At 67.3% G+C, this 23,616-nt stretch carries 19 protein-coding genes and 1 pseudogene; 9 read left to right on the top strand and 11 right to left on the bottom strand.

Translation table 11 applies throughout. The annotated features are described in order from the left end of the window. Window positions 1-475 (top strand): annotated as a pseudogene (locus tag A5624_RS05660) (type I glutamate--ammonia ligase); the annotation flags it as partial. A 65-nt stretch (window positions 476-540) separates the two neighbouring features. Here A5624_RS05660 and A5624_RS05655 read toward each other — a convergent pair. Further along, window positions 541-1,152, bottom strand: coding sequence for a TetR/AcrR family transcriptional regulator (locus A5624_RS05655; RefSeq protein WP_066862831.1), 612 nt, complete (start codon window positions 1,150-1,152; stop codon window positions 541-543). Between the two features lie 62 nt (window positions 1,153-1,214). Next, window positions 1,215-2,612 (bottom strand): FAD-dependent oxidoreductase, encoded by a 1,398-nt coding sequence (locus tag A5624_RS05650; RefSeq protein WP_082990493.1) that lies wholly within the window; start codon window positions 2,610-2,612, stop codon window positions 1,215-1,217. 216 nt (window positions 2,613-2,828) lie between these two features. On the opposite strand from A5624_RS05650, the gene A5624_RS05645 reads away from it, so the two are divergent. From A5624_RS05645 to A5624_RS05640, 3 genes are all read left to right on the top strand, one after another. After that, window positions 2,829-5,393, top strand: a complete 2,565-nt coding sequence (locus tag A5624_RS05645; RefSeq protein WP_369827441.1) for an adenylate/guanylate cyclase domain-containing protein — start codon at window positions 2,829-2,831, stop codon at window positions 5,391-5,393. Window positions 5,394-5,420: 27 nt separating this feature from the next. Further along, complete coding sequence (locus tag A5624_RS29435; protein ID WP_369827440.1) at window positions 5,421-6,023, top strand: hypothetical protein; 603 nt, start codon at window positions 5,421-5,423, stop codon at window positions 6,021-6,023. Window positions 6,024-6,220: 197 nt separating this feature from the next. Continuing rightward, entirely contained in the window at window positions 6,221-7,234 is a 1,014-nt protein-coding gene (locus tag A5624_RS05640) for an NAD(P)-dependent alcohol dehydrogenase (protein WP_066862825.1), read from the top strand. A 69-nt stretch (window positions 7,235-7,303) separates the two neighbouring features. Here the strand turns inward: A5624_RS05640 and A5624_RS05635 are convergent, their stop codons facing one another. Together A5624_RS05635 and A5624_RS05630 are read right to left on the bottom strand one after the other, a co-directional pair. Beyond that, entirely contained in the window at window positions 7,304-7,783 is a 480-nt protein-coding gene (locus tag A5624_RS05635) for a hypothetical protein (RefSeq protein ID WP_066862822.1), read from the bottom strand. Between the two features lie 103 nt (window positions 7,784-7,886). Further along, the gene (locus A5624_RS05630) at window positions 7,887-8,450 is read right to left on the bottom strand and encodes a TetR/AcrR family transcriptional regulator (protein WP_066862864.1); all 564 of its coding nucleotides are present in this window, start codon (window positions 8,448-8,450) and stop codon (window positions 7,887-7,889) included. Between the two features lie 142 nt (window positions 8,451-8,592). On the opposite strand from A5624_RS05630, the gene A5624_RS05625 reads away from it, so the two are divergent. The 5 genes from A5624_RS05625 to A5624_RS27245 all read left to right on the top strand — a co-directional run bounded on the left by A5624_RS05625 (window position 8,593) and on the right by A5624_RS27245 (window position 12,943). Next, complete coding sequence (locus tag A5624_RS05625) at window positions 8,593-9,162, top strand: carboxymuconolactone decarboxylase family protein (protein ID WP_066862819.1); 570 nt, start codon at window positions 8,593-8,595, stop codon at window positions 9,160-9,162. Window positions 9,163-9,243: 81 nt separating this feature from the next. After that, window positions 9,244-10,215 carry a hypothetical protein gene (locus A5624_RS28920; RefSeq protein ID WP_066862816.1) on the top strand — a complete coding sequence of 324 codons (972 nt, stop codon included), beginning with the start codon at window positions 9,244-9,246 and terminating at the stop codon, window positions 10,213-10,215. A 92-nt stretch (window positions 10,216-10,307) separates the two neighbouring features. After that, window positions 10,308-11,267: an NADP-dependent oxidoreductase gene (locus A5624_RS05615; protein ID WP_066862813.1), complete on the top strand. Its 960-nt coding sequence runs from the start codon at window positions 10,308-10,310 to the stop codon at window positions 11,265-11,267. A 50-nt stretch (window positions 11,268-11,317) separates the two neighbouring features. Next, on the top strand, window positions 11,318-12,487 hold the full coding sequence (locus A5624_RS05610; RefSeq protein WP_066862810.1) for a 12-oxophytodienoate reductase: 1,170 nt from the start codon (window positions 11,318-11,320) through the stop codon (window positions 12,485-12,487). Between the two features lie 36 nt (window positions 12,488-12,523). Further along, window positions 12,524-12,943 carry a zinc-binding dehydrogenase gene (locus A5624_RS27245; RefSeq protein WP_082990490.1) on the top strand — a complete coding sequence of 140 codons (420 nt, stop codon included), beginning with the start codon at window positions 12,524-12,526 and terminating at the stop codon, window positions 12,941-12,943. Between the two features lie 378 nt (window positions 12,944-13,321). Here the strand turns inward: A5624_RS27245 and A5624_RS05600 are convergent, their stop codons facing one another. The 7 genes from A5624_RS05600 to A5624_RS05570 all read right to left on the bottom strand — a co-directional run bounded on the left by A5624_RS05600 (window position 13,322) and on the right by A5624_RS05570 (window position 23,616). After that, window positions 13,322-14,182 carry a TIGR03619 family F420-dependent LLM class oxidoreductase gene (locus A5624_RS05600; protein WP_066862804.1) on the bottom strand — a complete coding sequence of 287 codons (861 nt, stop codon included), beginning with the start codon at window positions 14,180-14,182 and terminating at the stop codon, window positions 13,322-13,324. Further along, complete coding sequence (locus A5624_RS05595) at window positions 14,179-14,823, bottom strand: PaaI family thioesterase (RefSeq protein ID WP_066862801.1); 645 nt, start codon at window positions 14,821-14,823, stop codon at window positions 14,179-14,181. The genes A5624_RS05600 and A5624_RS05595 overlap by 4 nt, the downstream gene beginning before the upstream one ends. After that, the gene (locus A5624_RS05590; RefSeq protein ID WP_066862798.1) at window positions 14,820-17,804 is read right to left on the bottom strand and encodes a bifunctional [glutamine synthetase] adenylyltransferase/[glutamine synthetase]-adenylyl-L-tyrosine phosphorylase; all 2,985 of its coding nucleotides are present in this window, start codon (window positions 17,802-17,804) and stop codon (window positions 14,820-14,822) included. Before A5624_RS05590 ends, A5624_RS05595 begins: the two co-directional genes overlap by 4 nt. Window positions 17,805-17,876: 72 nt before the next feature. Next, window positions 17,877-19,217: a type I glutamate--ammonia ligase gene (glnA, locus tag A5624_RS05585; protein WP_066862795.1), complete on the bottom strand. Its 1,341-nt coding sequence runs from the start codon at window positions 19,215-19,217 to the stop codon at window positions 17,877-17,879. Between the two features lie 123 nt (window positions 19,218-19,340). Then, window positions 19,341-19,712 carry a DUF732 domain-containing protein gene (locus tag A5624_RS05580; RefSeq protein ID WP_066862792.1) on the bottom strand — a complete coding sequence of 124 codons (372 nt, stop codon included), beginning with the start codon at window positions 19,710-19,712 and terminating at the stop codon, window positions 19,341-19,343. 618 nt (window positions 19,713-20,330) lie between these two features. Continuing rightward, window positions 20,331-21,899, bottom strand: coding sequence for an alpha/beta hydrolase (locus A5624_RS05575; protein WP_156748843.1), 1,569 nt, complete (start codon window positions 21,897-21,899; stop codon window positions 20,331-20,333). 154 nt (window positions 21,900-22,053) lie between these two features. After that, on the bottom strand, window positions 22,054-23,616 hold the full coding sequence (locus A5624_RS05570) for an alpha/beta hydrolase (RefSeq protein ID WP_156748841.1): 1,563 nt from the start codon (window positions 23,614-23,616) through the stop codon (window positions 22,054-22,056).

The raw sequence follows: 23,616 nt of genomic DNA, 5'->3' as shown, positions 1-23,616 counted from the left end.
CCCCACGGTGAACTCCTACAAGCGCCTGGTGCCCGGCTACGAGGCCCCGATCAACCTGGTCTACAGCCAGCGCAACCGGTCGGCGTGTGTCCGCATCCCGATCACCGGCACCAACCCGAAGGCGAAGCGTCTCGAGTTCCGCTGCCCCGACTCGTCGGGCAACCCGTACCTGGCGTTCTCGGCCATGTTGATGGCCGGCCTGGACGGCATCAAGAACAAGATCGAGCCGCAGGCCCCGGTCGACAAGGACCTCTACGAGCTGCCGCCTGAGGAGGCCGCCAACATTCCGCAGGCGCCCACCCAGCTGTCCGCGGTGATCGACCGGCTCGAAGAAGACCACGAATACCTCACCGAGGGCGGCGTGTTCACGCCCGACCTCATCGAGACGTGGATCAACTTCAAGCGCGAAAACGAGATCCTGCCGGTCCAAATCCGGCCGCACCCTTACGAATTCGCGCTGTACTACGACGTCTAAAGACGTCGAGAACCAACGACGGCCACCCGGTCGGCGATCGGCTCCACGATCGCAGGCCGGGTGGCCTACTGGTATCCGGTTCTGCCCAGCATCGCGGCGAGCTGCCGAAGCAACGAGGTCCGAAATCGATCCGCCGACGGGTTCGGAAAACGCAGCACGCGGGGAATCATTGCTCCGACGAGCGTGGCGAACAACAAATCGACGACGTCTTCGGGCGAGACCACCGGCGCGAACACACCTGCGTCGCGCCCCTCGATGACGGTGCGCACGAACGGCGCGCGGTAGCGCGACCAGCCTTCTTCGCCGTAGTCGCGCAATTCCGCGTCGCGAATGCCGGAGCGCCAGAATTCGATGAGCAGCTGATGGTTGCGCAACGGAGTGTTCAGGTTGCGATCTATCATCGCCACCAGGCGATTCCAGGGATCGGTTTCGGCGTCGGCCACCGCCTCGAACGCGGCAACCTCCATCTCCGTGGCGTGCCGCATCGCCTCGATGAGCATGTCCTCGCGTGAGCCGAAATAGTTCTGCAGCGTGCTGATGGCGACGCCACTGGCCGCCGCGACGTCGGCGAAGCGGGTATTTTCATGGCCCCGCTCCGCCAGCACTGCGGCAGCGGCTTCGACGGCCGCGACTCGGCGCGCGCCGCCGACTCGTCGGGCGCGGCGTTCAACGGGCATTGCTGTATGGTACGAGAATACCAGATTTTGGCAACCCCGGCGGACGTTGTCGATGCGCGGTCTCAGACAGCGACGCGCGGTGGGATGTTGTGGTTGAGGCGGAAGGTGTTGCGCGGGTCGTACTTCGCCTTGACCGTCCGCAGCTCTTCGTAGACGTCGGGCGCATAGGCCCGGCGGGTGCGGTCCTCAGGCGTGTCCGCCGGGCCGACGAAGCTCGGATTCGCCATGTCGTGCAGCCAAGGATCAAGCGCCGCAACAAGTTCGCGGCCCGAGTTACGATAGCCCGCCACTTCGTCGCCTGGGGGCACGACGGTCAGGGCGAACATGGCATAGGCGGCATCCCGCGCACCCACCGCGTTGGGGAAAGCCGCGGGTTTGCTGAAAGACCCTTGCAGATGCCGGATGTCGACGATATTGATCGCGCTACCGGATCCGGGGCCGGCCACGTCGACGATGGCGTCAACGGTGTCTTGGCCCAGTTCCCGAAGCAGCGCGAAATGCTCGACCGCCGGCGCGGGATCGGTTGGATCGTTACTGATGGTGGCGAACTGCGCGTAGGGGATGCTGGCGACACCGTCCGCCAGCACCGGAGCCGCCCGACGCAGCGGGTCGATCAGCCGGGCACCGATGGACGGGTCGCCGACATAGGAGACCCGTACCGATACGGTCAAGCGACCCTGCATGAAGGGCGGAAGGCCGGGCAAGGGAGGTAGATTGAGCAGCGCCAATCCCGTCGTCAACTCATCGGGTGCTGATGCGGTGAGCTCGCGGAAGGCCTTCAGCACGCGCCGGCTGTGTTCGCCCGAGTAGAACAGTGCACCGGCGTACAACGATGTCACTGGGAACAGCGCGAACTTCATCGCGACCACCACGCCGAAATTGCTTTTCCCGCCCAGCAGCGCACCGAAGAGATCGGGTTCGGATACTGCTGATACGCAGCGCAATTGGGCATCCGCGGTGACCACGTCGATGTCAGTGACGTGGTCGGCCGCCCAGCCGTACTTGCGCCCCATCGTCGCGCTCGCCCCGCCGCCAAGGGTGTAGCCGACCACACCCACTCCCGGCGATGACCCCGGCAGTGGAGCCAGCCCGTACTTCGCGGCGGCGTCGACCAGCTGTCCGAACCGAACTCCGGCTTCCACCCGCGCGCAACGGTTTTCGACGTCGATGAATAGGCCCGACATCCGACTGGTCGTGATCATCAGAGTATCCGCGTCGGCGGGCACCGTCGGTCCGTGACCGGTGTTGAGGACGGCGACATAGAGACCGTGCTCGACCGCGAACCTCACCGCCTCGGATACGTCCGCGGCGCCGGCGGCGCCGACCACGACCGCGGGCCGGTGCCGTACCGCCGTGTTGAACACCGCCACTTCGCTGGCGTAATCCGCATCATCGGCCGTGAAGACCGGCCCTCGAACAGCGTCTCGAAGCTGTGAAAGTTTGTCGCGCCACGGTTGCACGGCCGCCGCCCTCCATCTCGGTGAAGTCCCACTACGGTATGACGCTATGGTATGGCCATACCGACAAAAAGGATCGCGGTGTGTCCGAGGTCACAGGGAGCTGGTGCGCGGCCACCCGGTTCACTCCGGCCCCGCCCGACGGGCATGCGCTGGCCGTCAAGTCGGCTTGACCGCGATATCGCGGACACCGTAGATCGGCGGTGAAACGATATCGATGTGGGTGACCGGGTTCGCGGCGCGCGTCAGGCGGCGGGGTCGTGTCGGTCATGCGGCACCGAACTGTCACCGGGCTCGAAGTTCTGTCATCAGTGCGGCATGCCCGTCACACACCCGGACCGCTCGGCTGAGTACAAGCAAGTTACGGTGCTGTTCGCCGACGTGGTTCATTCGATGGATCTCGCCGCGACGCTGGGAGCGGAGCGCCTGCGGGAAATCATGGTCGAACTTGTCGATCTGGCCGCTGCGGTCGTCCAGCGTTACGGCGGCACGCTGGACAAGTTCACCGGCGACGGGATCATGGCGTTGTTCGGTGCGCCGGCGGCGTTGGAGGATCACGCAGTTCGTGCATGTCTTGCAGCGCTCGGCATGCAGCAGGCAACGCGTCGACTGGCCGGCGCGGTCAGCCAGCGGGATGCCGTCGAGTTGCAGTTACGCGTCGGCCTGAACTCGGGTCAGGTGATCGCTGGTGAGATCGGTTCGGCCGCTTTGGGTTACACCGCGATCGGAGACCAGGTCGGCATGGCACAGCGGATGGAGTCCGTGGCGCCGCCAAACGGTGTGATGCTCAGCGCATCCACCGCGCGGTTGGTCGAACGCACTGCGGTCCTCGGCGAGCCGGAGCTGGTCCACATCAAGGGCAACGATCAGCCGGTCCAGGCCCATCGATTGATCGCCGTGCCGGAACGTGATGCCCCCGCCGTCGGCACCGCGTCGAGCCTCGTTGGCCGGCAGTGGGAGATCGCCGCCGCTGAAGGTTTGTTGGCTCGGGCCGCCGGCGGGCATGGCGGCGTGCTTGCGTTGGCCGGACCCGCGGGCATCGGCAAGAGCCGGTTGGTGCAGGAGATCACCGCGCCAACGAGAACACTCGGAGTCGAGGTGTCGCGGGCTTACTGCGAATCGCACACCAGCGAGGTCTCGTTTCAGGTGGTCTCGCGATTGCTGCGGTCGGTGACGGGCATACGGGGCCTTGACGACGGCGCGGCCCGCACCCGAATACGTGCAAACAATCCCGCCGCCGACCCGCAAGATCTGTTGCTCTTGGACGACCTGCTCGGTATCGCCGCTCCCGGCGAGACGCTGCCCGCCATCGATCCCGATGCCCGACGCCGGCGGTTGACCGCCCTGATCCGGGGCATGGTGTTGTCTCGTCGGACACCAGCGGTCTACGTCATCGAGGACGTGCACTGGATCGATGAGGCCAGCGAATCCATGCTGGCCGACCTCCTCGCGGTGGTTCCCCGAACCGCGTCGCTGGCACTTATTACCTATCGCCCCGAATACCGTGGCGCGTTGACGACTATCGATGGCGCCCAGACCTTTGCCCTTGCGCCGCTGAGTGATTCCGAGACCTCAGCGTTGGTCGCTGAGCTACTCGGCGACGACCGGTCGGTCACCGACCTCACCACCCTGATCGCCGAAAACGCTTGCGGAAACCCATTTTTTGCTGAAGAGATGGTGCGGGACCTGGCCGAACGTGGGGTGCTCGACGGCAGCCGAGGAAGCTACCGGTGCGCCAGAGATGTGGCCGACGTTCGGGTGCCGGCGACTTTGCAGGCGACTCTGGCCGCTCGCATCGATCGGCTTGCGCCCCAAGCGAAAAGGACGCTGAACGCCGCGGCGGTGATCGGCTCCCGGCACGATGCGGCATTGCTGGCCAGCCTGGTCGCCAACCCCGACGTGAATTCACTGATCGAGGCCGAGCTGATCGAGCAGGTGATGACCGGCACCCGCACCCAGTACGCGTTTCGGCATCCGCTGATCCGCGCGGTCGCCTACGAGTCACAGCTGAAATCCGACCGGGCCGAGCTGCATCGCCGGCTGGCCACGGTGATGGAGCGGGATCCCGGATCCGTCGACGATAACGCCGCGCTGATCGGCGAGCACCGGGAAGCCGCCGACGACCTGTCCGCCGCCTACGCCTGGCGCATGCGGGCTGGTGCCTGGCTGATGGGGCGCGATGTCGTTGCGGCGCGGCGTAACTGGGAACGCGCTCGCCGGGTGGCCGACACCCTTCCTGCCGATTTCCCCGATCGTGCAACTTTGCGCAGTTACCCCAGAGCGATGTTGTGCCAGACAGCGTGGCGGGCGGGCACCGGCGTTGACGAGACCATATTCGACGAGCTGCGAACGCTGTGCACCGCATCCGGTAACCAAGCTTTGCTGGCCGCCGGCCTATCGGGCGCCGAGTTGTCGTTGACGATGGCCAACCGTCACACCGAGTCGGCGCGGTTGGCTTCCGAACAGATAGCCCTGTTCGATTCCGTCGACGATCCGATGAGCATCTTCGTGGTGATGTCGGCGTCGATGTTCGCCAAGCTGCATGTCGGTGAGGTAGCCGAAGCGCTGCGCGTGGCGCAGGCTGTGACCGATCTGCTGGCCGACGACGGATCCAAGGGCAACATCGCGCGGTGGGGGTTGGGATCTCCACTAGCGGTCGCGGTGCTCTACCGGGCTATGGCCCGCGCGTGTCTCGGCGACCGCTCTTGGCGTGCGGATCTCAGACGCGCCATCGCGATACAGCGAGAGCTTGCCGATGCGGCGATCGTCATCGTGATCACCTAGGGCTACTCCCTGTCCATCGCGAACGGATTGCTGGTACCCGATGCCGCGGCGCTGGCTGAGACCGACGACGTGTTGCGCCATGCCGAAAAGTCTGGCGACGCAGTGGCATTGGCGCTCGCTCAGGTGGCTCGCGGCCTTGTCCTCACGCGCACCGCACCAGCAGATCACAGTGCCGGCGTAGAGCTCATCACCGACGGGCGCGCGGCCCTACTGCTGCAGCGAAACCTGCTCGGCGTATCGATGGTCGACATCGACAGGACAGTTATGGAAGCCGACACCGGGCACCTGGACCACGCCGTCGAAATCGGCCGCGCGACCGTCGATGATCTGATCGCGTCCGGCGAAATGGTGCTACGCGGGGCCGCAATTTCGGCGCTCGTGACTGCGCTACTCAAGAGGAGTGCCGCCGCCGATATCGGTGAAGCGGAGACGCTGATCGAGCGTTTATCTTCTACGCCAACCGAATCCGGGTTCGTCATGACCGACATCTGGGTCGCTAGGTTACGCGCTCTGCTGGCGCAAGCACACGGCGACGTCAGAGCTTATCGCGACCACCGGGACCGCTACCGCACGATGGCGGCAACCTATGGTTTCGAAGGGCACATGGCCTGGGCCAAAGCAATGCCCTGACCTCGGCGCTCGCCACGGCCCGCTATCTTCGAGCTGTCCGCGGTAGCCGTGCGATCGCCGGGAATAGGACCGCACGCAATTGGTTGTGCTGTGGGATGACTGCGATCGCTGAACAAGCCGACGCAACCTCGGCCACGCGACGCTCTGCACGGGTCGATCTCGAATTGATCCAACCCACATCCGAAGGGACTGTCGCCATGCGCGCATACCGATTCGATCATCACGGCGGGCTGGACGGTCTGCAGTTGCACGACGAGCCCGTTCCCGCACCCGAACGCGGAGAACTCCTGTTGCGGATCAAAGCGGTCTCGCTGAACTACCGCGACATCGCGATCCCGCTGGGCCGCTACGTGCGGAAGGCCAAAACCGGTTTGGTGCCGTGCAGCGACGCCGTCGCCGAGGTCGTCGAGGTCGGTGAAGGCGTCGCTGACTACCGCCCCGGCGACAGGGTGGTCGGGACATTTCAACCCAGGTGGTTCGGTGGACCGCTCCCGGCGACCGCAGAGTCCGACAGTTACGGCAGCGGCCAGGACGGATGGCTCACCGAATACAAAGTGGTCTCCCGGGAATCGGTCGTCGCCGTGCCACCCGGCCTGGCGGACGAACACGCCGCCACGCTGCCCTGCGCCGGTGTCACCGCCTGGAACGCGCTGGGCGGTCCCGCACCGCTCCGCGCCGGCCAAACCGTGTTGACTCTCGGTTCCGGCGGGGTATCGGTCTTCGCCGTGCAACTGGCGAAACTTGCTGGGGCTCATGTCATCGCGACGACTTCCAGCACAGACAAGGCACGGATGTTGCAGTCGTTGGGTGCTGACGCGGTGATCAACTACCGCACCGACCCGCAATGGGGCCAACGGGCACGCGAACTAACCGAAGGCCGCGGCGTCGACCGCGTCGTCGAAGTCGGCGGGCCGACCACCATCGAGCAGTCATTGCGGGCGGTCGCCGTGGGAGGGGAAGTGACCCTGATGGGCTTCCTGGGCGAGGACAATCCCGGGATCGACTACTTCTTGCTCAAGGGCAGTGACGCAACAACGCGGTCCATCACGGTCGGCGACCGCACCCAGCTGCACAGTCTCGTGCGGGCGGTCACCGCCACCGGGCTCACACCCGTCATCGACGAAATCTTCGAATTCTCAAATGCCCGAGCGGCATTCGAACGGCTGCGCGACGGAAAGCATCTCGGCAAGCTCGTCATCAGGGTCAGCTGAGCCGGCGTGACGAAACCACCCGCGTGGAGATTGCCGCGCGGGTGGTTTCGCATTTTGCCGCCTCGGCTGTTATCCGCGGCGCGCACAGTCCTTGTCGGCGGGCGCCGACGGCCACGCGCAGGCGTCGATGTCCGTCGCGCCGCCGAAACTTCCTGCGGTGAAGACCCCGAATGTGTTGCCGTTCCTGGCGGTATACGTCGTCCTGCCATCGCTCGAACTGTCGACGATCAGCGTCCAGTGCCCGTCGAGAAGCGCGGTCTTGTAGGCGCTCAGCACCTCGGCCGGCGCTCCATTGACGAAGAAGTGCAGACGGATGCCGCCGTCATGAATGGGATCGGGGCCGTCGGTCCTCTTCGCGGTCGCCGGCGTCGGGACCAGCGACCGCAAGTAGGCGTCGGCGGCGGCCGCGCTCGCGTGCGAGACCGGGCTCGTGACCGTCGTGGCGTGGGGCCCGGACGTGACCGTCGAGAGGCCCACATACGGTGAACCACCGCACGCCGCCGTCACCACCGCGACGGCCGCGGCCGCAACGCAGACACAGGTGCGCATCTTCGACTCCGTTCGGGCAAGGATTCCCGAAACATAGGCGATGCGGCGCAGCGCGAGCGTCCCTTCGCCGCCGTTTAGGTGCCCCGCGGCGCCGAATTAGGTGTCAGGCCGATGGTCCGAAGACCTTCTCCACGGTTCGAGGTATGCGTTTGACGGCGGCCGGTCCGGTGAGGGCCAATTGCAGCAGGTAGCCGGGCAGGACACACAACAACAGGTCGGTGATCGCCGCCGCGTCACGGCTGGGGCGTTTGGGCGATCGTAGGAGCCGTGCCGCGTCCGCGATCGAGTCGCGGAGTCGTTCTGCTAAAACGGGATTGCGCATCGCCTCCGACCAGACGAGCAACGCGATCGCGGCAAATCCATCCTCGGCGTGACGGGCGGTGACGAAGTCGAGGACGGCACCGATGGCCGCTTCCGCGGTCAAGCCGTCCCCGATCGACGCGCGGATCACGTTGACAACCTGATCAAGATTCTCGGCGGCGATCGTCTCGATGACGGCGTCCTTACTGGGAAAGTAGCGGTATACCGCGCCGGAGGAAACACCGGCCTCGTCGACGAGGTCCTGCATCGAAGTGCCATGGAAGCCGTCACGCACAAAGCACCTGCGTGCCGCGGCCAGGATGTGCGCGCGGCGTTCGGCGCGGTACTCGTGTGACACCTTCGGCATCGTCACACCCTAACTCAAACGCACACGATCGTTCGCGTTTGACGTCATCGAGCGGCGGTGGCATCATAAAAAAATGAACGCCCATTCTCTTATCTGAACACCGAACCGTGTGGTGGTTCGGTTTATAAGAAGGGATGAATCAATGAGTGATACACCGCAATTCGGGACTTTCGGCCGGTTTGTGGAGATGCCGGTGCACGCGATGTCACCGGAGATGAAGCAGGCCTATGACTTCACCCGCGAGTTGCGGGGGTTGGTGCCGGGTCCGCACAAGATCTGGCTGGCCAACCCGACACTGTCGAAGGCGATCGTGCCTACCGGGGCTTACTACCAGCGCAGCTCGACGCTGAGTAAGGCGGAGATCGAGATAGCGACCAACCTGGTGTGCGGCCGGTGGCGCAGCGCGTACGCCAGCTACGAGCACGAGATCATCGGCGAGCGGGACGGCGGGCTCGACGCGCGGCGCGTCGAAGCGTTGGTCGCGGGGTTGCCGACATCCTTCAACGATCCACGCCAGCAGGTGGTCTACGAGCTTGCCTCGGCGTTGCTGGCAGAGCGCCTGGTTCCGATGGGGTTGTACCAGCGTGCCCGGGACATGCTCGGCGATGCCGGCATCGTTGACGTGACGGTGCTGCTGGGCTGGTTCACCATGGTGTGCCTGACGCTGGGCGCGTTCGACGTGCCCGCCGACGCTACCGGTTTGGACCAGTGACGCTCCCCCACCCCCTCGGGGGCGGCCGTGGCCTGCACATGCTGCGCAAGTTCAACAAGACACCGAAAGGTAGGACCACCCATGCTTGACGAACCGCTGCCCACGGTCACGTTGGTACCCGTGGCGCTCTTCCCGAAGAATTTCTTCCTGGAAAACCTGGCCGTGCGCGCTGACGGTTCCGTCTTGATAACCGCGGTGCTGCAGAAGGAACTCTGGTACGTCCCCGCCGCCCACAGCGATTCGCTGGTGGAGCCCGTCCTGTTGCATCGCTTTGACCATCCGGTCACCGGCATCGTGGAAGTTGCAGCAGACGTGTTCGTCCTCAGCCTCACAGAGGCCTACACGACCCACGAATCTCTGCTTGTCAGAGTCGATCTCGCCGGCTGGGTTCCCGGCCAACCCGTCATCCCGGAGAACATTTACCGGTTCGACGAACGCGCCCGCGGACTCAACGGCAGCTGCCTGCTCGGCCCCGACGTGCTGGCGATCGCCGACTGCTTCGCCGGCCTGATCTGGCGAGTCGACCTCGCCGGCGACGGCCATGCGGTCACCGCCGACGTGTGGTTGACGCACGACACCATGGCCTTCGACGCCGACAGCGGCCTGTCGCCGCCGCCCCAACCGGGTGTCAACGGACTGCACTACAGCACCCAAACCGGCTACCTGTACTACACCTCGACCGCGCAGAAAGTGTTCATGCGGGTCGCCGTCGACCCCGTGACACGCAACCCTGCCGCGGCGCCGGAGTTCGTCGCCGCGATCGACAACGCAGACGACTTCTGCGTGGACGAGGACGCCGGGTTCGCCTACGTCACCCGCCACCGCGCCAACACCATCGATCGGGTACCGCTGCACCCCGGGCACGGCAGCGAGGTCCGCCACCTCGTCGGCGACCCCTTCGACGAGGCGCTGATCGGACCGTCCAGCGCCGCTTGGGGACGGCGCCCCGACCAGCGCGGAAGACTGTTTTACGTCACCACCGACGGGGGCACCACCGCGCCCCCACGCGGCATCGTGCGCAATGCGGCGCTGCTGCGCGTCGAACTGCTTTGAAACACACTGATCCCCTGCCCTTTTCATTGTTCGTATCGGATGGCACATGTCGACCCTCGGGAATAGGAGCGTCCATGATTGGTTGTGGCGGTATGAAAGCGATCGGTTACACCGAATTCGGTGCTCCTGAGGTCTTGCGTGTCTTGGAGTTACCGGAGCCTCACGCAGGGCGCGGGCATGTTCGCGTCCGCGTCCAGGCGTGCGCTGTCAATCCTGCCGACACAGCGGCCCGGTCGGGCTGGATGCGCAGGACCTATGCGCCAGAAACGCTCCCCGGAGGAAAATACCCCGAACCGCCGTACGTGCCGGGATGGGACTTCTGCGGTGTTGTCGACGAGTCCGCTGATGACGCTGCGATCCCGATCGGCCAACAGGTTATCGGCCTGACGCTCAGCCCGATGGGCGATGTCGGCGCGTACGCCGAATACGTGGTCACCGACGCTCGCTCGGTTGTGCGAGCACCCGGTAACGCCACAGCCGCTGCCGCGTCCACCCTTCTCATGAATGCGCTGACCGCCTACGCCATGCTCGAGGCGCTGGCCGTCCCCGCCGGCGGCACCGTCGCGGTGACGGGCGCGGCCGGAGCTCTGGGCGGCTACGCCGTTCAACTAGCCAAGAGTCAAGGGCTGCAAGTGATCGCGGATGCCGCTGAAACCGATGAGCAGTTGGTGACGGAGCTAGGGGCAGACATTGTGGTCCGCCGCGGAGACAAGGTGGCCGACCACATCCGTGGCGCGATACCTGACGGCGTCGACGGAGTCGTCGACGCCGCACTGTACGAGGACGCGATCGTTCCCGCGATCCGCGATGGCGGCGCCGTCACCTCGGCCCGCCAACACGTCGGCCTCACCGAACGAAACATCGCTTGGCACAGGGTATCCGTGACCGAGCACACCACACGCACCGACGTTCTGAACACTCTGCGCGATCTCGTGGAGCGCGGCGTCCTGACGCTGCGGGTAGCGGACACCCTTCCCGCCGAGCAGGCCGCCGAGGCACATCGGCGGTTAGAGGCCGGCGGGCTGCGGGGCCGGCTCGTACTCACCTGGTAGCTGACACAAGTCGACACACCGCGTCCTGATCAACGGCCGAGAGGAATCGAATGACGAAGAACTTTCGCCCACCTGACTCGTCTCAGGTGGATGACGCTGTCGACATCTCGGGCTTGCTGACTCCGTTGTCGGTAGGCTCGCTGCGGCTGCCAAACCGGTTCGCGCTCGCGCCGATGACGCGCTACGCCACCCCCGACGGCATACCCACCGCGGCATACGTCCCCTACTTTCGGCGGCGCGCCGCGGGCGGATTGGGCCTGTTGATCACCGAATCAGCCCTGATCCCCGACCCGAGCACCGCGACGGACCTCGACATGCTCAGCTACTTCCACGACAACACGAAAGCGGCATGGAAGCCGGTGGTCGAGGCTGTCCACGACGAAGGTGCGGCAATTTTCTCCCAGCTGCTGCACGCAGGCGTCTACCGGGGCCACCAGCCCAGTCTCTTCCCCGACGTCCCCACCGCCAGTCCTTCCGGAATCGACTTCTACGGCGAACCTATCGGTAAGGCGTTGTCCACCAACGACATCGACAACATCATCGCGAGCTACGTGAAGGCGGCCCGCGACGCGCAGTGGGCGGGTTTCGACGGCATCGAAGTGCACGGCGCCCACGGATACCTTCCCGACTTGTTTTTATGGGAGCGCACCAACCAGCGCTCGGATCACTACGGTGGCGCGTTGGCCGACAGGACGCGCTTCCCGTCCGAACTGGTCCGCGCCCTGCGCAGCGAACTCGGACCGGACACTGTGATCAGCTTCCGATTCTCGCAGTGGAAGGCCGACCTCTTCGACGCGCGGATCGCCGACACCCCAAGGGAATTGGAAATGGTCCTCGGCCCGCTTACCGCCGCCGGAGTCGATATCTTTCATCCCTCGACACGTCGACATTATGACGCGGCCTTCCCTGACCTCCGCGGCGCCGACGGTCGACTTAGCCTCGCCGGGTGGACCAAGAAGATCACCGGCCGTCCCACTATTACCGTTGGATCGATCGCACTGACCAAGACCATCGGCGAATCCGGCACCACGGCCGGCGGTCACGCGGACATCGCGTCCCTACATACCCTCGTTCGCCAGTACGAACGTGGCGAGTTCGACATCGCAGCCATCGGGCGTGCCGCCCTGGCAAACCCCGACATCGTTAACAAGATCCACGCCGGACGTAGTCATGAACTCATCCCCTACAACGAGCCCCGACACAAACTCACACTTCGGTGATGAGCGACACGAATCTCATCCGCGAATGAGATCTGAGTGAAAGGACTGTCGCCATGCGCGCATACCGATTCGATTACCACGGCCGGCTGGACGGTCTGCAGTTACACGACGAGCCCGTCCCCTCACCCCAACGCGGAGACGTCGAGGTCGGCGGGCCGGCCACCATCGAGCAGTCACTGCGGGCGGTCGCCGTGGGAGGGGGAAGCGACCCTGATCGGCTTCCTGAGCGAGGACAATCCCGGCATCGACTACTTCTTGCTCAAGGGCAGTGACGCAACAACGCGGTCCATCACGGCCGGCGACCGCACTCAGCTGCACAGTCTCGTGCGGGCGGTCACTACCACCGGGCTCACACCCGTCATCGACGAAATCTTCGCATTTCCAGACGCGAGAGCGGCATTCGAGCGACTACGCGACGGAAAGCACCTGGGCAAGCTCGTCATCCGGGTCAACTGAGTTGGTGCACACCACCACGCTGCAATCGAGCCGCGGTGGTTCGTATTTGCCGCGTTTCTGATTGCCGGCCCGGGGTAGCCGGTTGGTCATGGACGCAACGCTCCCGGCTGCGCCGCTCAATCAAAGCCGGGCTCTGCCTTGGCGCGGCTACATGGAGCGTTCAACGTTGCCGGCGGCTTGTGGCCGGTGGTGCATATGCGAACCTTCGAGGCCGTGCTTGGCCCGAAGGTGGACTGGTGGCTGGTGTATACCGTCGCAGGCCTGATGGGCTGCATCGGAGCGACCCAGTTGAGCGCCACTGGCGAGACGGCATGCCTTCGACTGCGCCGGCGGATAGGGATCGGCTCGGCGTTGACGCTGGGCACGATCGACGTGGCACTAACCGTCGAGCGCGAGGTCCTTGCGGAAGCGTTGCATGCCGTCGATCTTGTCGTCCAGGCTGGCGTCGGGCCCGGCATAGAACATCCACGGCATCGTGATGATGCCGGTGATGCCGGCGTCCTCGACCCGCCGGTAGTCCGCGGTGGTGAACGCGTCGGTCAGCGGTGTCAGGATGGTGAAATCGTCCATGGTCAAACCGTTTTCGGCGCGCAATTCCCGCAGCCGCCCGACCGCCTCGATGGCCCGCTCGGTCTTGATCAAATCGCCGATCCAGCCGTCGTTGCGGGCGGCGCGGCGCAGCGCGACATCGGACAGGCCGCCGACATACACCGGGATCGGCGGCGGGGTGGGTTGCATCTCGAGGCGGGGCGCGGAAAAGAACGCGCCGTCGAACTCCGTCCAGCCCGGCGACCACAGCGCCCGCATCAGCTCGATGATCTCGTCGGTGCGCTTGCCGCGGGCCTCGAATGGCTCACCCATCAAAGCGAATTCCTCGCGGCACCAGCCCACCCCGATGCCCAGCTCCACCCGGCCGGACGCCAGAACCGCGGCGGTGCCAATGGCTTTGGCCGCCGAGAAGGGGTTGCGCATGGCGGGAATGTAGACGGTGTTGACGAACCGCAACCGCGTGGTGACCTGAGCCAGCGCACCCACCAGCACCCAGGGGTCGGGCCAGTCCGTGAAGGGTTGCCAGCGCCGCTGGCCGTCTTTGGTGTAGGGGTACGGCGTGTCCAGCGTCTCGAGGTTGACGACGTGGTCGGGTATGCCGATCCCGTCGTAGCCGAGCTCATCGGCCGCCTTGGCCAACTCGATGATCTCGCGGGTGTTCAAAAACGCGCTGCTGATGTAGAACTTCACTGCAGCTCCTGCGCCCAGGCCGGCTCGATGAAGACGCCGTCGGCCTCGACGGTGACACCGGCGGCATCTGAAATGGTGCCGCGCGCAAAGACTTTGCGGCCGTCTTTGCCGTCGACCCACGCGTCACAGCGCAGCGGACCGAGCGGGGTGCCGCGCAGATATTTCACGGTGATGGTTCCGGTGAACCGCGCCTTGGACAGCCCCTCGCTGGCCGCCTCGCCGAGCATGTGGTCGAGCACCAGGGCGCTGACGCCGCCGTGCACCAGTTTGGGCGGACCCTCGTAGGCCGAGCCGAGGGTGAACTCGCTCCAGCAGCGCCCCTCGCCCTCGTGGTGCACGACGATCGGCGGGGCGATGGGATTGCACACGCCGATCGCGGCGTTGCCCAACGGCAGCGGGCGACCGTTGACGCGGTAGCTCACCCCCATCGGCCGGGTGCGTTGCCGCAGCGACGCGGTGACGGCCTGGATCGTGCGCCGGGCCTCGGCGACGACGTCGTCGTCGGCCTCGGTGCGGATGGTCGCGTCGACGAGCTCACGGACCGCATCGGCCAGCGGAGCGTACAGGGCGGTCACGCGATCGGCCTCCGCCGCGCTGAGCACCTCGAATATGGCGTCCAACGCGCCGGACTCCTGACTCAACTTCCGAACACCTTGCGCACCACCGCTTTTGCCCTTCGCGTCACCCGTAGATAGTTGTCCAGGAACTCCCCGCCATCGTCGGTGGGCCAGCCCGCGGCCACGGCCACGGCGTTGAGCTGGCGTCCGGGCCCGGGCAGCTGGTCGGTGGGCTTGCCGCGGACCAGCACCAGCGCGTTGCGGGCCCGGGTGGCGGTCAGCCAGGCCTGCCGCAACAGGTCGACCTCGTCTGCGGGCACCAGCTCGGCCGCGGCGATCGCGTCCAGGCACTGCAGCGTCGACGTGTTGTGCAGCGCGGGGATCTCGTGCGCGTGCCGCAGTTGCAGCAGCTGCACGGTCCATTCGATGTCGGCCAGTCCCCCGCGGCCCAGCTTGGTGTGGGTGTTGGGGTCCGCGCCGCGCGGCAGCCGCTCGGAATCGACGCGGGCCTTGATGCGCCGGATCTCCTGCATCGCCTCGGTGGACACCCCGTTGGGCGGATAACGGGTTTTGTCGGCCATCAGCAGGAACCGCTGCCCCAGCTCCGCGTCGCCGGCGACCGCGTGCGCCCGCAGCAACGCCTGGATCTCCCACGGCTGCGCCCACTGCTCGTAGTAGGCGGCGTAGGAGGCCAGGGTGCGCACCAGCGGGCCCTGGCGGCCCTCGGGCCGCAGGTTGGCGTCGACCTCCAGCGGCGGGTCGACGCTGGGCGTGCCCAGCAACGCGCGAACCTGCTCGGCGACGCCGTTCGCCCAGCGCACCGCCGCGGAATCCTCGACTCCGGGCGTCGGCTCGCAGACGAACATCACGTCGGCGTCGGAGCCGTAACCCAACTCGGCGCCTCCGAGCCGGCCCATGCCGATGACCGCGATGGCCGCCGGCGCCCTGCCGCTCACCGGCAGGTTGGCCCGGATCATCGCCTCCAGCGCGGCCTGCAGCACCGCCACCCACACCGAGGTCAGCGCCGCGCAGACGTCGGTGACCTCGAGCATGCCGAGCAGGTCGGCCGAGGCGATGCGGGCCAGCTCGCGGCGCCGCAGGGTGCGCGCGCCGGCTATGGCCCGGACCGGGTCGGAGTAGCGACTGGCCGAGGCGACCAGCGCGCGGGCCACCGCGGCGGGCTCGGCGTCGAGCAGCCTGGGGCCCGACGGCCCGTCGCCGTAGTCCTGAATCACCCGCGGGGCGCGCATCAGCAGGTCCGGCACGTACGCGGAGGTGCCCAGCACGTGCATGAGCCGGCGGGCCACCGCGGGCTTGTCGCGCAGCGTGGCCAGGTACCAGCTCTCGCCGGACAGCGCCTCGGACAGCCGCCGGTAGGCCAACAGCCCGCCGTCGGGGTCGGGCGCGTACGACATCCAGTTCAGCAGCCGGGGCAGCAGCACCGACTGCACCCGCCCGCGCCGGCCGCTGAGGTTGACCAGGGCCGACATGTGCTTCAGCGCGGTCTGCGGTCCCTCGTAGCCCAGCGCGGCCAGCTGGCGCTCGGCGGCTTCGGAGGTCATGCCGTGCGCGATCTCCAGCCCGGCCGGGCCGATGGATTCCAGCAGCGGCTGATAGAAGAGCTTGGCGTGCAGCTGGGAGACCCGCAGGTTCTGGTGTCGCAGCTCCTCGCGCAGCACCCCGGCGGCGTCGTGGCGTCCGTCCGGCCGGATGTGGGCGGCCCGCGCCAGCCAACGCACCGCTTCCTCGTCGTCGGCCTCGGGCAGCAGGTGGGTGCGCTTGAGCCGCTGCAGCTGCAACCGGTGCTCGAGCAGCCGGAGGAACTCGTAGGAGGCGGTCAGGTTGGCCGCGTCCTCGCGTCCGATGTAGCCGCCCTGACCCAGCGCGGCCAGCGCGTCCACCGTCGACGCCACGTGCAGCGAGTCGTCGCCGCGGCCGTGCACCAGCTGCAGCAGCTGCACGGCGAATTCCACATCGCGCAGCCCGCCGCTGCCCAGCTTGATCTCGCGGCCGCGGACCTCGGCGGGCACCAGCTGCTCGACCCGGCGCCGCATGGCCTGCACCTCGACCACGAAGTCCTCACGCTCGCAGGCGACCCACACCATCGGCATCAACGCGTCCAGGTAGCGCCGCCCCAGCTCCGCGTCGCCTACGGCCGCACGGGCTTTCAGCAGCGCCTGGAACTCCCAGGTCTTGGCCCAGCGCTGGTAGTAGGCGATGTGCGACTCGACGGTGCGGACCAGTTCCCCGCTGCGCCCCTCGGGCCGCAGACCGGCGTCGACCTGGAAAAACGCCTCGGAGGCCAGCCGCATCATCTCGCTGGCCACCCGGGTGGTGACGGTGTCGGCCTGCTCGCCGACGAAGATGACGTCGACGTCGCTGACGTAGTTCAGTTCGCGGGCACCGCATTTGCCCATCGCGATGACCGCCAGCCGCGGCGGCATCCGGTCGCCGCACACGCTGTTCTCGGCCACCCGCAGCGCGGCGGCCAGCGCGGCGTCGGCCAGGTCCGAGAGGTGGGCCGCCACCACGGTGAACGGGACCACCGGCTCGTCCTCGACGGTGGCGGCCAGGTCCAGCGCGGCCAGCACCAGCAGCTGGTCGCGGTAGCGGGTGCGCAGGCGCACCATCGCCGAACCCGGCGCGGCCAGCGCCTCATCCACGCAGCCGGTGAACACCGCGCGCAGCTCGTCGCGGGTGGGCAGTTTGACGTTGCCGCGCAACAATTTCCAGGATTGCGGCTGGGCGATCAGGTGATCGCCCAGGGCCAGCGACGCGCCGAGCACGCCGAACAGCCGGCCGCGCAGCGGGCGTTCGGCGAGCAGGGCGGCGTTGAGTTCGTCCCACCCGGCGTCGGGGTTCTCCGACAGCCGGACCAGGGCCAGCAGCGCGGCGTCAGGGTCGGCCGCGCGCGACAGCGACCACAGCAGGTCGACGTGCGCCTGGTCGTCGTGCTCGTACCACCCCAGTTGCGCCATGCGTTCGGCCGCTTGCGGATCGACCAACCCGAGCCGGCCGACGCTGGGCAGCCTGGGGCGCTGCGTCGCGGGTTTGGTCACGACCACGACCGTAGCGCAAGCCGCCCGTCTTCAGGCACGAGCGGCGCTAGTGCACAACGGGATATGCCCGATCCGGACCTACAGGGACAGGTAGGTGCTCAGCTCGTATGGGGTGACGTGGCTGCGGTAGTTGGCCCACTCCGTGCGCTTATTGCGCAGGAAGAAGTCAAACACGTGCTCCCCCAAGGTTTCCGCGACCAGCTCGGAGGACTCCATGGCGCGCAGCGCGCTGTCCAGGCTCGTCGGCAGCTCGCGGTATCCCATCGCGATGCGTTCCTCGGCGGTCAGGTCCCACACGTTGTCCTCGGCCTGTGGCCCCAGCACGTAGCCCTTCTCCACCCCGCGCAGCCCGGCGGCCAGCAGCACGGCGAAGGCCAGGTACGGGTTGCAGGCCGAGTCGGGGCTGCGCACCTCGACGCGCCGCGACGACGTCTTGTGCGGCGTGTACATGGGCACCCGCACCAGCGCGGACCGGTTGGCCGCACCCCAGGACGCGGCGGTGGGCGCCTCGCCGCCGCCGACCAGTCGCTTGTAGGAGTTGACCCATTGATTGGTGACGGCGCTGATCTCCGAGGCGTGCTCGAGAATTCCGGCGATGAAGGACTTGCCCACGTCGGACAGCTGCAGCGGGTCGTCGGGGCTGTGGAACGCGTTGACGTCGCCCTCGAACAGGCTCATGTGGGTGTGCATCGCGGACCCGGGATGCTGCCCGAACGGCTTGGGCATGAAGGTCGCGCGGGCGCCGTTCTCGATCGCCACCTCCTTGATGACGTAACGGAACGTCATCACGTTGTCGGCCATCGACAGGGCGTCGGCGAAGCGCAGGTCGATCTCCTGCTGGCCGGGCGCGCCCTCGTGGTGGCTGAACTCCACCGAGATGCCCATGAATTCCAGGGCTTCGATGGCGTGGCGGCGGAAATTCGAGGCGGAGTCGTGGACCGCCTGGTCGAAGTAGCCGGCGTTGTCGACGGGAACGGGCGGCGTCCCGTCGTCGGGGCCCGGCTTGAGCAGGAAGAACTCGATCTCGGGGTGCACGTAGCAGGAGAAGCCCAGGTCGTTGGCCTTCTGCAGCTGGCGGCGCAGCACGTGGCGGGGGTCGGCCCACGACGGCGAGCCGTCCGGCATGGTGATGTCGCAGAACATCCGCGCCGAGTGGTGGTGGCCGTTGGCCGATGCCCACGGCAGCACCTGGAAGGTGGACGGGTCGGGGTTGGCCACGGTGTCGGATTCGGAGACCCGCGAGAAGCCCTCGATCGAGGATCCGTCGAAGCCGATGCCCTCCTCGAAGGCGCCTTCGAGCTCGGCCGGGGCGATGGCGACCGACTTGAGGAAACCGAGCACATCGGTAAACCACAGCCGAACGAAGCGGATGTCCCGTTCCTCGAGGGTGCGGAGGACGAATTCCTTCTGTCGATCCATAACCCGAACAGTATGCAACTGCTGTTAATTCTGTGTTACCGATGCCCGCTCAGAACCATTGCCCACATTGCGGCGCGACGCCACGCGCCGGGGAGCCGTGCGTGCAAAGGCACGCGGTCGCCGCTAGGGCAGCTCGCCTTGATGGCCTGGGCAGTAGACGTCCACCGACGCCGACACGAATTTGACCGCGGTGCGGGTAACGCGGTCGGCGACTATCCGCAGGGACGGGTTTTCCCGGTACGCCGTGTTCACCTCCTCGTCCACGGCGGCCTGGACCGAGGAGCCGTGATCGAGTTCTCCGCAGATCTCACGGGCCCGGTACACCAGGCCCGGCACGTTGTCGGTGGCCGGGATCTGCTTTTGTGCAAGCAACGCCACGAACTGCGCGTCCTGATCCGGGTCGGCCGCCGCGCCGCCCGCGCAGATGACCGCGGCGGCAAGCAGCGCCGAAGTGTTGACCAGAGTCTCGGCGGATCGGGCGATTCGGATGCGCACGGCAGAATCTTCGCTTCTTTGTGTCACCTGCCCGGCCGCTCTCACCTAATGGATACCGAGTGGTAACAGTGGAGGCGGCCGGCACCTGGAATGATCGACATCGTAACCGGTTGTCATCGTGAATCACCACAGCGCTTTCGCGCGAACCCGCAGTTGAGCGGCGCGGCGCGACGGCGGCGTCGGCGCATGACCGCGCTCGCTGCGTATGCGGCGATCGCCGCCTTGATAAGCGCGGCCCCGATGGTGGCCGGGGCTGCGCAGCTGCCGGCGCCTCGGGCATCCGGCGCCCGGGACAGCGGGCCCGCCGCGCTGATCGAGCCCGCTCCGGTAGGAGAGCTCACACCCGATCCGCCCCAGATCCCGCCACCGCCAACGGTCGCGCCGCTCGAGCCACCCGTTGTGGCGCCGCCGCCACCTCGTGCGCAACAACCGCTCTCCCCGCCGCGGCAACAAGGACCCACCCCACAACAGGACGGGCCGCCGCCGGCACCGCCGCCTCCGCCCGAGCCTCCACCGCCGCCTCCGCCGCGGGGCCATGTCCAGCTCTCGCCGTGAGCCAAAAGCCGTGCGGGAGAACCTCTGACATGCGGACCGGACGGCGGGCGGGTGACCCCGCAGTCAGGACTGGCAGTGGTACGAGGCCGGCGGCGGCGTACCGGCGACGAGATACCGGACGACGGCGGTGTCCACGCACTGGTGGCCGTTGAACACCGCGGTGTGCTGGGTCCCGTCGTAGGTGATCAGCGGGCCGCCGAGCTGGCGGGCCAGGTTCACCCCCGCCTGGTACGGCGTGGCCGGGTCGTGCGTGGTGGAGACGACGACGACCTTGCCCGGCGCCATGGGCGGCGCGGCGTGCGGCGCCGACGTCGCCGGCACCGGCCACAGCGCGCACAAATCACGCGGAGCATTTCCGGTGAACTGCCCGTAGCTCAGGAACGGCGCGGCCTGCCGGATCCGCTGATCGGCGCTCACCCAGCTGGCTTGATCCGTCGGGTTGGGCGCGTCGACGCAGCGGATCGCGTTGAACGCGTCCTGGTCGTTGGCATAGTGCCCGTTCTTGTCGCGCCCGTCGTAGTCGTCGGCGAGCAACAACAGGTCGCCGGCGTCGGTGCCGCGGGCCAGGCCGAGCAGCCCGCTGGTCAGGTATTTCCAGTGCGCCGGGGTGTAGAGCGCGTTGATGGTGCCGGTGGTCGCGTCGGCGTAGCTCAGGCCGCGCGGGTCCGCGGTTTTGCCGGGCCTGGTGGCCAGCGGGTTGACCAGCGCGTGGTAGCGGTTGACGAATTGGCTCGGATCGGTGCCCAGCGGGCAGCCCGGTGAGCGCGCGCAGTCGGTGGCGTAGTCGTTGAAAGCCGTTTGGAATCCGGCCATTTGGTTGACGTTCTCGTCGATCGGCCCGACGGTCGGGTCGATGGCGCCGTCGAGCACCATCGCGCGCACGTGGTTGCTGAACTTCTCCAGGTAGGCGGTGCCCAACTCGGTGCCGTAGCTGTAGCCCAGGTAGTTGATCTGGTCGTCGCCCAGCGTCTGGCGCACCAGGTCCATGTCGCGCGCGACCGAGGCGGTGCCGGTGTTGGCCAGAAACGCCGCGCCCATCCGGTTGACGCACTGCTGGGCCAGCTGCCGGTAGAGCTGCTCGATATGCGCGACCCCGCCGGGGCTGTAGTCGACCATCGGCTCGCGCCGGTAGGCGTCGAACTCGGCGTCGGTGCGGCAGCGCAGCGCGGGCGTCGAGTGGCCGACACCCCTGGGGTCGAAGCCGACCAGATCGAAGTTGCGCCTGATCGGAGAGTTCGCCAAATCCGGGGCCATCGCGGCCACCATGTCGACCGCCGAGCCGCCGGGACCGCCGGGGTTGACCAGCAGCGAGCCGACCCGCTGCCCCGACGCCGGGACCCGGATCACCGCCAGCTTGGCCTGCGCCCCCGCGGGATTGTTGTAGTCGATCGGCACCGACACGGTGGTGCACTGCGCGGTCGGGATTTCGCTTGTGTCACTGACGAATTGGCCACAGCTCCCCCACCCCTGCGGCACCGCGGCCGAGGGCGGGTTCGGGCCCGGCGTCTGCCCGGCACCGGGTTCGGGGGTGGCCGCGGCCACCGGCAGCGCGACGACGAAGGTGCCACCGAGCAGCAGCCCGAATGAAAACAGCGCCGAGCTCAAGGATCTCAGGCGCGACATGGCTGTCATCGTTGCAGCCGCGGGTACCCGTCACAGCGCGAAACGATTACGCCTTGGTCTCGGCTCTCAAGTGGCTCGCGCCCTCGCCGAGCGTGCACTCACGGCGCAGAATCGACGAAAACCTCGCCGTGAGTGCACGTTCGGCGGCAGCGTCGCCGGGTGGCTAGCACTTGGCGCCGCTCGGCGGGATGGAACCACCGACCAGATACGCCGTCACGTAGTTGTCGATGCAGCCGTCGCCCTGGAACACCACCGTGTGCTGGGTGCCGTCGTAGGTGAGCAGCGAGCTGCGCAGCTCGTTGGCGAGGTCGACGCCGGCCTTGTACGGGGTGGCCGGGTCATGGGTTGTCGACACCACCACCGTGGGCGCCAGGCCGGGCGCGGAAATGGTGTGCGGCTTGCTGGTCGGCGGCACCGGCCAGAACGCGCAGGTACCCAGCGGCGCGTTGCCGGTGAACTGCCCGTAGCTCATGAACGGGGCGACCTCACGGGAGCGGCGGTCTTCGTCAATCACCTTGGCGCGGTCGGTGATTGGCGGCTGGTCCACGCAGTTGACCGCCACCCGCGCGTCGGTGGCATTGCTGTAGTGGCCGTGCGAGTCGCGGCGCATGTACATGTCGGCCAGGGCGAGCAGGGTGTCGCCGTGGTGGTCGACGAGCTCGGCCAGCCCGTCGGTCAGGTGATGCCACAGGTTCGGCGAATACAGCGCCATGATCGTCCCGATGATCGCGTCGCTGTAGCTCAGGCCGCGCGGGTCGTTGGTCGGGACGGGGCGGCCCACCATCGGGTTGTTCGGATCGACCATCGGGTCGACCAGGCTGTGGTAGACGTCAACGGCTTTGGCCGGATCGGTGCCCAGCGGGCAGGTCGGCTGCTTGGCGCATTCGGCGGCGTAGTCGTTGAACGCGTCCTGGAATCCCTTGGCCTGGCGCAGGTCCGCCTCGATCTGGTCGGCGTTGGGGTCGACGGCACCGTCGAGGATCATCGCCCGCACGTTGTGCGGGAAGGCCTCGGCGTACGCCGAGCCGATCCGGGTGCCGTAGGAGTAGCCGAGATAGGTCAGCTTCTCGTCACCGAGCGCCGCGCGGATGGCATCGAGATCGCGTGCGACGTTGACGGTCCCGACGTTGGCCAGGAAACCCTTGCCCATCTTGTCGATGCAGCGGCCGACGAACTGCTTGGTCTCATCTTCCATGTGGGCCACACCCGCCGGGCTGTAGTCGACGTTGGGCTCGGTGCGCAGCCGGTCGTTGTCGGCGTCGGAGTTGCACCAGACCGCCGGGCGCGACGCCCCCACCCCGCGGGGGTCGAAGCCGACCAGGTCGAAGCGTTCGCGAACCTTCTTGGGCAACGACTGCACGACACCCAGCGCCGCCTCGATACCGGACTCCCCCGGTCCGCCGGGGTTGATCACCAGCGAGCCGATCTTGTCCCCGGTCGCGGGGAAACGAATCATCGCCAGCGTCGCCACGTCGCCGTCGAGGTGGTCGTAGTCGACCGGCACGGCCAGTTTGCCGCACAGCGCGCCGGCCGGAAGTTTGACCTTCGGGTTCGCCGCCCGGCACGGCGTCCACTCCACGGCCTGACCCAGCTTCGGCCCGGACATGACGGCGCGTCCCACCACCACACGGACACAGCCGGCCAGCAGCAGCGCGACGGCAGCCATCGACGTCCAGATCAGCAGCGTGCGCGCGATCTTGGCGCGGCGAGACAGGCCCATGCCCAC

Origin of the sequence: Mycobacterium sp. 1482292.6 (assembly GCF_001672995.1) — a bacterium.
GTDB lineage: Bacteria > Actinomycetota > Actinomycetes > Mycobacteriales > Mycobacteriaceae > Mycobacterium > Mycobacterium europaeum_A.
This window is presented reverse-complemented; position numbering and strand designations above follow the sequence as displayed.